Origin of the sequence: Paenibacillus sacheonensis, from assembly GCF_009909195.1 — a bacterium.
Taxonomy (GTDB): domain Bacteria; phylum Bacillota; class Bacilli; order Paenibacillales; family Paenibacillaceae; genus Paenibacillus_Z; species Paenibacillus_Z sacheonensis.
In genome coordinates, this window is the sequence record NZ_JAAAMU010000003.1 from 524,271 (window position 1) to 537,720 (window position 13,450).

6 protein-coding genes are annotated in these 13,450 nt (G+C 58.1%); 5 read left to right on the forward strand and 1 reads right to left on the reverse strand.

Annotated elements, in window-relative coordinates; all coding sequences use genetic code 11:
- The first annotated feature begins 26 nt into the window (after positions 1 to 26).
- The 4 genes from GT003_RS07730 (at position 27) to GT003_RS07745 (ending at position 6,995) form a co-directional block, all read left to right on the forward strand.
- A complete protein-coding gene (locus GT003_RS07730; protein ID WP_161696105.1) occupies positions 27 to 1,013 on the forward strand; it encodes an NAD(P)-dependent oxidoreductase in 987 nt (328 codons plus the stop codon).
- A 254-nt stretch (positions 1,014 to 1,267) separates the two neighbouring features.
- A complete protein-coding gene (locus GT003_RS07735; RefSeq protein WP_161696107.1) occupies positions 1,268 to 3,619 on the forward strand; it encodes a helix-turn-helix domain-containing protein in 2,352 nt (783 codons plus the stop codon).
- Between the two features lie 141 nt (positions 3,620 to 3,760).
- Positions 3,761 to 5,473 carry a DUF4091 domain-containing protein gene (locus tag GT003_RS07740; RefSeq protein ID WP_161696109.1) on the forward strand — a complete coding sequence of 571 codons (1,713 nt, stop codon included), beginning with the start codon at positions 3,761 to 3,763 and terminating at the stop codon, positions 5,471 to 5,473.
- Entirely contained in the window at positions 5,439 to 6,995 is a 1,557-nt protein-coding gene (locus tag GT003_RS07745) for a Gfo/Idh/MocA family protein (protein WP_161696111.1), read from the forward strand. Before GT003_RS07740 ends, GT003_RS07745 begins: the two co-directional genes overlap by 35 nt.
- Positions 6,996 to 8,028: 1,033 nt before the next feature.
- Here the strand turns inward: GT003_RS07745 and GT003_RS07750 are convergent.
- Positions 8,029 to 12,141, reverse strand: coding sequence for an OmpL47-type beta-barrel domain-containing protein (locus tag GT003_RS07750; RefSeq protein ID WP_161696114.1), 4,113 nt, complete (start codon positions 12,139 to 12,141; stop codon positions 8,029 to 8,031).
- A 384-nt stretch (positions 12,142 to 12,525) separates the two neighbouring features.
- Here GT003_RS07750 and GT003_RS07755 point away from each other — a divergent pair, with 384 nt between their 5' ends.
- On the forward strand, positions 12,526 to 13,449 hold the full coding sequence (locus tag GT003_RS07755; RefSeq protein ID WP_161696116.1) for a Gfo/Idh/MocA family oxidoreductase: 924 nt from the start codon (positions 12,526 to 12,528) through the stop codon (positions 13,447 to 13,449).
- Position 13,450: the final 1 nt, after the last annotated feature.

Consider the following 13,450-nt stretch of genomic DNA (forward strand, 5'->3'; position numbering starts at 1 on the left):
AACAAGAGAATGAGGGAGGACTTCAAGTGAAGATTGCCATGCTGCAAGGAAGAGACAAGTGGAAGCGGGTATTCGGGCCGGAGCATCTGGCGCAGCTGCGCGAGCTTGGCGAGCTGACGCTCAATGAGGAGGACGGCAACCCGTCGGAGGAGCATGCACGCGCATTGATCGCCGGTGCGGACGTGGCGATTACCTCATGGGGATGCTGCCCGCTGACCGAGCGGGTGCTGGAGAACGCACCGGATTTGAAGCTCGTCCTGCATGCGGCGGGAACCGTCAAGCCGATCGTGACGGAGGCGATGTGGCAGCGCGGAATTCGCGTAGCCAACGCCACCGATGCGCTTGGCAGGGGAGTGGCGGAGACGGCGCTCGGCTTTACCATCGTATCGCTCAAGGACATGTGGCGGCTCAGCGGGGAGACGGCCGCAGGCGGCTGGGGAGACGGCTCGCGCGTGCGCGAAGTGTTCAATCTCACGGTCGGGGTCGTCGGAGCAGGACGAGCGGGTTCCCACTACATTAAGCTGCTTCGGCAGTTCGACGTCAGGATCGTGCTCTACGACCCGTTCGTCGGCGAGGAGCGGGCCCGCGAGATGGGCGCGCAGAAGCTGGAGCTGGAGGAGCTGCTGCGGGAAAGCGACGTCGTCTCCATTCACCTGCCCTCTCTGCCGGAGACGTATCGGATGTTTAACGCCGAACGGCTGGCGATGATGAAGGACGACTGCGTGTTGATCAATACGGCCCGCGGTTCGGTCATCGACGAGCAGGCGCTCGTGGCCGAATTGAGCAAGGGAAGGTTATTTGCCTGTCTCGACGTCACCGATCCGGAGCCGCCGCAAGAGGATCATCCGCTGCGGAGGCTGCCGAACGTGATCCTGACCCCGCATATCGCGGGCGCCGTCAACAATGGCCTGGGCCGCATCGCGAAGTCGGTGGTGAGCGAGCTGCGGGCATATCTCGGCGGCCGCCCCCTGGGCGGAGAAGTTCGGGAGGAACAGATGCATTTGCTGGCTTAAGGACGACCTTCTGTCGCGGCATCAAGCCTAACGGGACATTTCCTTGCCGGTTCAATTCGGATCTTCGGCCCGCACGCAAGCTTGAGGCGCAGGTTCCGACGCGCCAGCGTACACCCTTCGGTCATCCGGAGGGTGTATAGCCGCAAAAAGGGAAGTAACCGTTCCATGTTGAAATACGTATAGGCGAGCCGCGCTGCGAGCGGGATGCCGGCGATTCGAACGCTATAGGAAGTCGTGGATGAGGGGATGCGCCGATGAACAACTACTTGCGCAAGTATCGGGAACGGAAATACTTCATGCGTATCATACTGTCGATCAACCTGCTTATTATTTCCGTCATGCTGGCCTCTTTGCTGTCCGCGTTTCTGTATTCGAAGAAGATCAGCTTGGATTCGCAGCAGGAAGCCAACGAGAAGGTCCTGTCCCAGATCAACTACAATATTACATACATGAACGAGACCGTGAAAAACTTCGCCATCTCCATGTTCTACGATACCGACATGGCCCATTTGCTATTCAGCGGCGAAGAAGACGCGTTCGAAGATACCGACCGCATCAACAAGCTGACCAAGACCATCGCCTATAACTCCTTCATCCACTCCATCGTGTTCTATAACAGCAAGCGAAACCAGTTCTTCTCGAGCGGCGACGACGCGATCACGAGCTCGACCAGCAACCTGATGAATCGGATCGACGAATTCCTGAGCGGCGGCAGCCGGATCTTCAAAATGCAGTTGATGCCGCTTCGCTACGTACCCGACCTCAAGCATCCGGAGCGTACGCAGCAGGTATTCTCCCTGTACATGTACGATTCGCTGGATGCCTTTTCGAAGAAAGAGAGCGCGCTGATCATCAACGTCAAGCCGGAATGGCTGTTCGAGAAGCTCGAGCTCATGAACCGGCAGTCCTCGAACCGATCCAACCGGATATTCGTCCTGGACCAGAATAAAGAGGCCTACAGTCCGGACATTCAAGACGATCAAGATCTGGGTGGCCTGAAGGACGAGGTGTATCGGCAGATCGCTGCTTCCCACCGCCAGGTTTCCCAGTTTACGTATATGGCCGGCGGCGAGAAGCAAATCGTCAACTACATCGTGAACAGCTCCGTCAACTGGGTGGTCGTCGATGTCGAGCCTTATGTGGGCGTTCTCTCCGCGGTCGATCAGCTGAAGGTCATCTTCGCCACGGTCGCCGCCATCTGTCTCGTGCTCGCCGTCGTGGCCTCCTTGGTCGTCTCGAATCGGCTGTATTCGCCCATCAACGGGCTGCTCAAGCAGACGAAGCGGCTGCCGGGCGGCGAGCCTGATCGTACGAACGAGCAGGACGAGATCAGCTACATCTCGCATATCTATAACCATCTGATCGAGAAGCTCATGACCGAGCGGACGAAGCACGAGAGCAACGAAGCGATCGTGCGCTCCTATTATCTGCGCAAGCTCGTGACCGACAGCGGGGCGTTCACGTCCGAGGAATGGGCCGAGTGCGTGCGGGGCGGATACGTGAACGCCGATCTGGAGAAGGCGAGCATCGTCGGCGTCCTCAAGTTCGATCGGTACGAAGAGCTGAAGGAGAAAAGGCACGGCGTGGACGTGAATCTTTTGAATTTTGCGGCGTCCAATATCCTCCGGGAATATATATCGGAAGAGCTGCGCGGGGACGTCGTCGACATTCGCGGCGAGCATCTGGTGCTGTTCTTCGAGGCCGGCGCAGGCCCGGAGGAGAGCTACGCTGCAATCACGAGGCTGTTGAGGCAGGCGCAGCAAGTCATCGGCGATTACTACCACGTCACCTTCACGGTTGCGCTGAGCGATATCGCGCCCCACTACCGCAAGCTGACGGCCAGCTACGAGAAAGCGTTGGATTACTATCTGTACAAAATGAATTTCGGCCTCGGCTCCGTGATTACGCCGGAGATGGTGCAGGGCAATCTCGTCAATGCGGAATCGCACATCCCGCTTGAGCTCGAGCGGAGATTCGCGGAAGCGATCAAGGCAAGCCATCCGGAGAGCGTCATCCAGGAGCTGGAGCAGCTGCGCCGGCTGATTGCGGGGATGAGCTCCGACGCCGTCGTGCAATCGGTCATTCAACTCGGCATCCTGATTAAACAGACCGTCCGCGAAATCAACCAGAACAAGCTGTCGCCGCTGCTCATCGACCTTCGTTCCATCGATCGGCTCGTATTCGAGAAGGAAACGCTGGACGAGATCTTCGCGGAGTTCGGCACCATCCTCGGCGCGATCTTCGAGGATCAGAAACGCGGGACGGAGACGAAGGATCACTTTATCATCGATACGATCAAAGACGTGATTCAGGCGAATTACGCCAATCCGAATCTGAGCCTGCAGGAGATCGCCGATATGCTCCGGATGTCCGCCGCTTACGTCGGCCGCATCTTCAAGAAGCAGGAGACCATCTCCGTCTCGGATTACATCAACGAGATTCGGCTGCTGAAATCCGTCATGCTGCTCGAGAACAATAACCAGCCGGTGAACGAAATCTCCGAGAAAGTCGGGTTCAGCTCGCCGAGCTACTTTTTCAAGCTGTTCAAGAAGCGTTTCGGCACGACGCCGAAGGATTACCGCATCAAGAAGTCGCTGTCGTTGTAGGCAGACCTTTCGAATCGCCATCGTGCACAAAAGTTCAAATTGTTCATTAATTCGGTGAAAGAAAGTGCGAATCTTGCACTTTCTTTCGTTATTTCCGGGGGTTACGCTGGTGCTAAGTCAAGCGAACAAAGGGGATTGCTTATGCAGGATGTAGTTGGATTCGAGACGCGCTGTCTGCATGCCTTGGTGAAAGTATTTCCGGACGAGGAGCTTCGGGAGCAGCCGTATACGCGGGGCTCCGCCCTGCGCGGGGAGACGTTCGATTTTCAGGTGGCTTATCGGGCGCCCGCATTGACCAAGCCGATCCGGGTGAGCGTCGCTTCCGCCTTGGGCGCGGACATTACGCTGCGGGAGGTCGGCTTGGCGCCGTCGGAGCTCCCCTGCCAGCGCCGCCATGACGATAACGTGCTGCGGGTCACGCCGGGCTTGTACCCCGATCCGCTGTATCCGATCGACGAAGAGCAGGGCGTTACGGGGATCCATTACCAGTGGAGAACCGTCTGGATAAGCGTGGAGCTGAATGAAGGGACGCCGCCCGGAACGTATGCGGTGACCGTGCGGTTTGCGGCGATGACGGGAGAGAAGTTCGGCGAGGAAAGCTTTCGGTTGGAGGTCATGCCGGCCGTGCTGCCGCCCCAGACGCTTATTCACACGGAGTGGTTTCATGCCGACTGCTTGGCGAATTATTACGGCGTCGACGTGTTCGGCGATGCGCATTGGCTGCTGATCGAGCGGTATATGCAAACCGCCGTGCGGCACGGCATGAACATGGTGCTCACGCCGCACTTTACGCCGCCGCTGGATACCCAGGTCGGCGGCGAACGCCCGACGGTGCAGCTGGTGGATGTTCGGAAGGAGGAGGACGGCACGTATGCATTCGGCTTCGGCCGGCTGCTGCGTTGGATCGAACTGTGCGACCGGGTCGGCATTCGGTATTTCGAATTCTCGCATCTGTTTACCCAATGGGGGGCGAAGCACGCTCCGAAAGTGATGGCGGAGGAGCAGGGCGAGCTGCGCCGCATTTTCGGCTGGGAGACGGATGCGGCAGGAGAAGCGTATATGTCGTTTCTTGGCCGGTATCTGCCTGCCTTGATGGAGTTTCTGCGAGAGCAGGGGCTTGAGGAACGGTGCTACTTTCATATCTCGGATGAGCCGCTGCTCGAACATATGCCCTGGTATCGCAGCGCGAGCGAGCTGATGCAGGCTCACCTGGGGGATATGCCGATCATCGATGCGCTGACCCATTACGACTATTATGAGCAGGGGCTCGTGAAGCGGCCCGTTCCGGCGAACGATCACATCGAACCGTTTCTCGAGCGGCAGGTGCCGGAGCTGTGGACGTATTACTGCTGCGTGCAGTACCGGCAAGTATCCAACCGGTTCTTCAACATGCCGTCCGCCCGCAATCGCGTGATCGGCGTCCAGCTGTACAAGTTCCGGATCGCCGGCTTCCTGCATTGGGGCTACAACTTCTGGAATACGCAGTATTCGCTGCAGCCGGTCGACCCGTATCGCGTGACGGACGCCGGACGGAGTTTCCCTTCCGGAGACGCCTTCCTGGTCTATCCGGGGAAGGAAGGGCCGGTAGAGTCGATCCGCATGGAAGTGTTCTATGAGGGGCTGCAGGACCTCAGGGCCTTGCAGCTGTTGGAAAGCCTGGCCGGTCGCGACCGGGTGCTGGCCATGATCGAAGAAGGACTCGCGGAGCCTTTGACTTTCAGCCGGTATCCGACCGACGCCGAATGGCTGCTCGGGCTTCGGGAAAGGGTCAATGAGGCGATAAGGGATACATCGGAGTCGAACCGAAGGGGAGAGAGCAATGAAAGCGGAGAATACATCGAACGTCGAGAATAAACCGAGCATCGAGAATACATCGAACGTTGAGTACAAATCGAACGTCGAGAATAATGTGAGTGCCGAGAACGAATCGAGCGTCGAGAATAAAGCGAGTGCCGAGAATAAACCGAGCGTCGAGAATACATCGAACGTCGAGTACAAATCGAGCGTCGAGAATAAAGCGAGTGCCGAGTACAAATCGAGTGCGGAGAACGAACCGAGCGCCGAGAATACATGGGACGCTGAAACTAAACCAGTGGAAGTGATTATCGTGGGCGCGGGCAGCCGCAGCATGAATTACGCGAGCTATGCCCTAAGCCATCCGGATCAGATGCGGGTCGTCGGGGTGGTAGATCCGAATGCCGACCGGCGCGCGCATACGGCCGAACGTTATGGATTGGCGGCGGATATGACGTTCGCGAGCGTGGAGGAACTTGTCGCGCGGCCGCTGCTGGCGGATGCGGTGATCAACGGGACTTTGGACGCGCAGCACGTGTCGACGAGCTTGCCGCTGCTGCGGAAAGGCTACGACCTGCTGCTCGAGAAGCCGATCGGGATCGCGGAGGACGAGGTGCTGGAGCTGTATCGCACGGCGCAGGCTTACGGCCGCAAGGTCATGGTCTGCCATGTGCTGCGGTATGCCCCGTTCTACGTGGAGCTGAAGCGGGCTCTGGAGGCAGGCACGATCGGAGACATCCTCCACATCCAGACCGAGGAAAACGTCGACTATCATCACATGGCCACGGCGTTCGTTCGCGGCAAATTCTCGAATATGGAGCGGGGAGGCTCGAGCTTCCTCATGCAAAAATGCTGCCATGACCTCGACCTCATCACCTGGTTTCAATCGAAGGTGCGGCCGGTCAAGGTGAGCAGCTATGGCGGCCGCTCGTATTTCAGGGAGTCGCGGGCTCCTCAAGGTTCGGGAACCCGCTGCCTGACCGACTGCGCGATCGAAGAAAACTGCGTATACTCGGCGAAGAAGCTGTACGTGGACCATCCGCTCTGGCCCGTATACGTGTGGCCTCGTTATCTGGACGGCGTGCGGCTCGGCGACGAGGAGAAGCTGGAGAGCCTGCGCACGGATAACCCGTTCGGCCGCTGCGTCTGGCGATGCGATAACGACATCGCCGATCATCAGGCGGTCATGATGGAATTCGAGAACGGAAGCACCGCCGTTCACAATCTGGTCGGGGGGGCTGCGAAGGCCTGCCGCACCGTGCACATCACGGGAAGCAAAGGCGAGATCTACGGCGAGCTTGAGGAAGGGTTCTACGTGGTGCGCCGCCCGGATCTGCGGGAAGGCGGCGTATACAGCGAGCAGCGCGTCGATATTCCGGTCAGCCGCGACATGCATGGCGGCGGCGATCACCGGCTTGTAGAGGATTTCGTGCGGGTGGTGCGCGGAGACGCGTCCGCCCGATTCTCCACTTCCCTGGAGCAATCCATCGTCGGGCACCTCGTCGGCTTCAGGGCGGATGCCTCCATGGTATCCGGGCAGTCGCTGCCGTTCGATTGGAGCGACGGAGTAACGCAGGGGTAGTCGCGGAGAACGAAGAGAGACCATCGAGAGAAGCTTCGGGGGGAGTCGCGGGGAACGAAGAGGACCATCGGGCGAAGCTTCGCGCGACGAAGTAACGCAGAGGTAGTCGCGGGAGACGAAGAGGACCATCGGGCGAAGCTTCGCGCGACGAAGTAACGCAGGGGTAGTTGCGGGAGATGAAGAGAGACCATCAGGCGAAGCTTCGCGGATGCCAGACAGCGCCGCGAAGCTTCGCTCTTGGCGTTTGCGGGGATAGAAGGACGCGATGGCATCAGGCAAGAAGGGCGAGAGGGGTTGCAGAATGTTGATGGAGGTTGCCGATGCATGCCATTATGTCCTGCTTGCTACCAGCACCGACCCTAAACCTAAGCATCCTCCGGCTAACGATTGTATGGATCGCTAATCGGCTCAAAATGCCCGTTTTCTATCGCTAACGTCTGCCAGGAGGCTTATTGTGCGATTTCCGCGAGTAAATCAGCCTCTATACGCCAAATAACGTCTGTCACAAACGTTAGCTTTTATTTAGCCGCGTTTTTGGAGAAATAGCGCCGCTGACAACCGTTAGGCGTTGGTGCTGGCCCGAGTTTTAGTTAAACGATAGGTAGCTTGCGCCTAAGGCTCGAAAAGTTGCATTAGAGTCATCAATTGGGGCTAGCGGAGGTCCATGAGGCTCGAAAAGTTGCATTAGAGTCATCAATTAGGGCTAGCGGAGGTCCCTGAGGCTCGAAAAGTTGCATCAGAGGCATAAATTAGGGCTAGCGGAGGTCCGTGAGTCTCGAAAAGTTGCATAAGAGTCATCAATTGGGGCTCGCGGAGGTCCGTGTGGCGCGAAAAGTTACATCAGAGGTATAAATTAGGGCTCGCGGAAGACCATGAGGCTCGAAAAGTTGCATCAAAGGCATAAATACAATCCAAAGAAACCCTCCGTCTTGTTAAAGACGGAGGGTTTCTCAATTATCCGAGGCTGCCGTTAGACAGCTTGTTCAGGAATCGCAACGAATCGAACGAACTCCATCGTCGTTCTCGCACGTCCTTATTTGCCGGACTGGTCATGGGGAACGGTGACCACGCTCGTCACGACGGTCTCGTTGCCCGCGTTGTCGGTAGCCGTATAAGTGACGGTATAGCTGCGATCCTTCTCGGCGCGCAGACTGAACGACGCAGCGGAAGTACCGATTTGCGCTTGAATGTCGTCGGCGCCGGCGTTAGGGTCGCTGCAAGCGATGGAGGTCAGGATGACCGACTTCACGCCGGACTCCGCATCGCTTGCGTTCACGGTGGCTTGGACGGGAACCATCTTATGGTTCGCCGGCCAAATCGACGTTTTGTCCAGCGTCACCGTCAGCGTCGGAGCTGTCCGGTCAACGCCGGCGCCGATGGATTTGACGGCTTCCGCATTGCCCGCTTTATCGACGGAACGATATTGGACCGTTGGATTGCCGCCTTGCCCGAGCGAGATAAGACCGGTATAGGCGGTCCAGTCCCCGCTGTCTCCGATTCGATATTCGGTTCTCGCGATGCCGGACAGATTGTCGGCCGCCAAGAGGGCAACCGCGGCTGGCGTGCCGTCTACGGCTTCGGCGATCGTGGAAGGAGGCGTCAAGTCCGCAAGGAACGATACGTTCGCTTCTTTCGTTACGCCCCCGAGCGTAACGGTGGCATGGACCGAAGTGATGCCTTCTCCGGCTGCGGTTACGATGCCATGGCCATCGACGTTCGCGACCGCGGGATTGTCGCTATCGTATACGATCGTCGCTTGGCTCAAATCCGCTGGATTCCCGTCGGTTCCCAAGCCCGTCATCGTTAGTGCCGCCGAGGATCCGGCTCCCAGGTACATGCTGTCCGCCGTCATCGCAACGGAAGAAAGCACTTCTTCCACTTGCACGTTCAGTTCCGAGATGACCGCCTTGACCGGAGGCTTGCCGCTTCCCGAGAACATCCCGATCCCGACCAGGAAGTCGGTTCCCTCGAATTCCACGTTCGCGGAACCGATGGACTGCCACCCCGCGTCTTTAAAGTAGTAGCCCGTGACCGTATTGCCTTCCTTGACCAGCTTCATCCGGAACGGGGCGTTGATGCTTTTGCCCGCGTAGTCCAGGAGCAGCCCGGTCGCCGAACCCCAGTATTGCTGCTGGGCAGGAGGCTTCTGCGCGTCCGAGATGCTCTCGTCATTGCGGAATACGTACCGGAGCACCTTGCCGGTGCCGTCCGTTCGGAACTGAACATGCTTCGAGTCCGCCGTATCCTTGGCGCGAATCATCAAGCCGACCGATGCCGGATCCGGAAAATCGAAGGAGTCGATGGTCGCCGTCAGCGTGACTTTAATATTAGGATCGGATAAATGAACGCCCTTGCTCAGGTAGACGAAATCATCCGATTTGTCCCAAACATTGTCCCCGACGCCTACGAGCGAATAACTGCCGTCGGCACCGACCGTGACGAAGCCCTTGCTGTGGGGGCCGTATTGCTTAACCGTCCAGCCTGTCGCTCCGGTATCCGTGCCGCCGTCAGGGAAGACAGTCAAGGTCTGAGCGGCTGCTTTGGTAATCCCGTCCAACGAGACCGTCGCGGACAGGGTGACTTGACCTTCCGACAGGGCCGTCACCGAGGCGGCGCCGTTGCTTACGCCATTAATGCGGAGGACCTGGGGGTCGCTGGAAACCACCTGAACGTCGGCTGCGGAGAGATCCGCCGGCAAGCCGTTCTGCAGCGATCCGGCCAGACTCAGCGTTTCTTCCTGCCCGACCGTGAACAGATTCGTCGGCGACGCGAACTGCACGTCCTTCAGGAGGCTTTGGCTCACGCCCGAATCGAACGGCGTGTTTTCGATCAGACCGGTATCGTCCGCGTAAGAAATGCCCGTTGCCGATCCGGGCTTATAGATGCGCACCCTGGCATCCGTATTCGTTGGCCCCGTTCGGAACGTGATTTCTTTGCGAACGAACTGCGTATCCTTGGACGTGATATCGATCGCGGTGCCGCCGTAATTGAATACGCCGAGAACGATGGATTCGCCGGGCTCGTTGTACACCCAGGCCACGAATTTATAGTCGGTGTCCGGCTTGAGCCCGGTGATTTTCTGCTCCACGCCGGCCCCGCCGGGGCCCAGCTTCAGACGGAATTGCCTTCCTCTTACCTGCCAGTCCGGAGATGCGGGGACTTGCTGAACGTCGGTGGTGCCGTTCGTCGTCCATTTCAGCCAGTTGTCCGTATTTCCATAGAAGCCGCTGTTCTTGATCAGGTTCATATAGGCCGTATCGACGGGAACGTAGGACGCGCTCGGAGGATTGACGAAATCCGGGCCTGCCGTCCAAGCGGTGCCGCCGAATTCATAAGCGCCCGCATCCGGGGCCGGACCTGCGTAACCGTCCGTGATTCCTTTAATGACCGCTCCCGCGTTGATCGCCGTCGAACCGGAAGCCAGCCGGAAGTCGTTCGAAGCGGGATTAACGAAGTTTACGCCGATGCTCGACGTCGTGTTGAACCCGTTCGCCGTGTCCGCCGTCAAGGAGACGCCGTTCGTGAAGATGTTATTGAACACCCGCGATCCGAACAGCTCTTGATTATAAGGCGGGGACCCCCAATATCCGACGCTGTTCGTCGTATTGTTCACGACCGTATTATTGTAGATGAGTCTGTAATTGCCCGGCGTATTGAGCTGAATGCCCACGTCGTTATTGTAGATGACGTTATGGTGCGCCACGACGTTGTTCGCGTAATTATCGAAGTAGAGGCCGACGCTCATATCCGAGCCCTTGCTGTCGTGAATCAGATTATGGTGAATGTTGCTGTTGCCCATATCGAGGCCCCAGCTATAGAGCAGCGCGCCGTCGCGGGAGAGCCACATGCCTTTCGAGATGTCGTTATACGAAATCTCTCCGCTGCCCGATCTCCAATAGATATTGAATCTGCCGGAATCCCGAATTTCGTTGCGGCTGATCAGGTTGCCGGTCCCGCTCGAAAGCTTGACCAAGGGATCGTAGGAGGCCATGTAGCTGCCGTCATGAATGACGTTGTTCACGATGCGGTTGCCGCTGCCCTCGATATTGATCAACGTGCCCGAGGAATAGGCGATCGTGCTGTTCTTGATTTCGTTGTTGTCGCCAACGATGCTGAGTCCGCCATTAAGCTGATCGGGGTTCGTCGTATTCTGCGAAAAGTTGGAGAAGTATACATAGTCCGCCTGAATGCCGTCCAGGACGTTATTGCTCGAACCGTTCATCGTAATGTTGGCGGCGAAGGTATGGACCCCCTTCACGACAATGTTCGATTTTCCGTTCAAGTTAAAGGCCGTCATGCGCTTCTTGACCTCGACGTTGGCGGGAACCCCGCCGTCCGGCGCCCACAAGTACACTTTCTTCGCTGCCTCGTCCACATACCACTCGTTAGGCGCGTCCAATGCGCCCAGAATGCCGCTGAGGAAATACGTGCTGCCGAGGCGGGGATAAAGCTCCGCATAATCGCCCGTAATCGGTTCGTATGTGAGGGTATGGGTCGTGCTGTTATAGCCCGCAACCTTGCTGGTCATGCCCTGGTAGGCGTTCCCGCCTCTCTCCCACACCAAGGCGTTCTTCCAAAAGTCGGCGGGCTGCGTCAGGGCGGAATCCACGATGGACGTTGCCGATCCGGCATCCGCGGTAGCTACGCCCGCTTTCAGCCCCGGCAGCGTGTAGGCGCCTATATTCGGCCAGCGCGCTTCCCAGAGAGGGGCAACGGCGGCGCCGTTAGTAACGAACAGCTGGTTTTCTTTGCCGAGACTCCAAGCCAAATCGGTTTTGTAGATATTGCCTACATGCTGCGTCCAGCCGCCGATAGGTTCGGTACCGCTTACGATAACATCCGCGCCGGGAGCCGTCCGAAAGGTGATGGGCAGGCCGCTGCTGCCGGACGCAGCGGGAGTAACCGTCTCCCGGTATGTACCCGACGCGATGATGCACGTATCCCCGGCCTTCATGAGTTGGGCGCATTTATTGATGGTCTTGAAGGGGGCCGCCTCTGAATCCCCTGCTGCGGAGTCGTTTCCGTTCGGAGCCACGTAGTAGGTCGTTTGGGCTGCGAATACGCTGGCCGCGGGCAGCAAATCGCCGATGAAGCCAAGCGTCAACGTTAACGCCAAGCCTATACCCAGCTTCGTTTTTCTTCTCATTACGCAATGCCTCCTCGATAAGTTGTATGGACATTATCCATACTTCTAACTTATCAATTCGCCCGATAATAGAAAGTCCAATATCCGCACTTTACTCTTGGATCATGCTGCATAATCTATACTTTTGTGAACCGCGGAATTTGGCGAGCGCGATCGTCTTGAACACAGGATGCATACGCGGAATTTCGAAGCCTCCCGTACCGTTAGTTGAGAAAAGTGCAGATCTGGCACTTCTTTTTACTTGAAGGCCTTGTTAAGGTTAAGGCACCGGCAAGCGGCCAGCTGCAAGGGCACGGCGGAATTGAGGCAGCGGCGTTTGTTTCCGCCTTGGCTGAGGCGGCCGGCCGCCAACCCAGCGAAGAGCGATGAATAGGAGGCAAAAGCATGCAAGCGCTGCGAATCGGAATCGTAGATCTGGACACGTCGCATCCGAACGGTTGGGTGCCGATCATCAAGGAATTAGGCCATCGGGTGGTGGCGGTGTTCGACGGGGGAACCGTTCATGAAGAAGGGTATGCCTCCCGGTTCGCCGAGAAGCACGATATCGGCGTGGTGTGCGAATCGTTGGAAGAGATGGCACGGCTCGTAGACGCGGCAATTATCCATAGCGTGAATTGGGACCTGCATGTCGAGCGCGCCCGTCCGTTCGTCGAGGCGGGCAAAGCCGTAATGATCGATAAACCGATGGCGGGCAGCATGCACGACATCCGGCAGCTCCTGGAGTGGGAACGCGGCGGCGCCCGCATTACGGGAGGCTCTTCGTTAAGCGTCTGCGAGGAGGCCGTCGAATGGCATCGGCAGCATGATCCGAACGACCCGATCGTGACCGTGCTGGCGGGCTGCTCCGTGGATGAATTCAATTACGGCATCCATGCGTTCTACTTCCTGCAGGCGATCATGGGGCCGGGAATCGAAAGCGTACGATCCGCGGGCGCGCATCTGCAGCATCAGATCGAACTTCGATGGCAGGACGGGCGCAAAGGATTCCTAAGCGTCGGGGCTACGCAGGGATACTTGCCCTTCTATGCGACGATCGTGACCGGGCATACGGTGAAGCATCTGCAAGTGGACAGCAGCCGATTATATCGTGCTTTCTTGAAAGCCAGCCTGCCCTACTTGGCTGGGGACGCGGAGCCCGCCGTTGCGCTAAGCCGGCTGCTGGAGGCGGAGCTCGCCGCGGCGGCCGCGAGAAAATCCATGTCGCTGGGCGGGCTGCAGGTCGCCTTAACGGAACTATCGGACGAAGATCAAGGTTACGACGGGGCGGCTTTCGCTGCGCAATACCGAATGAAAGCGAAGGGACAATAAA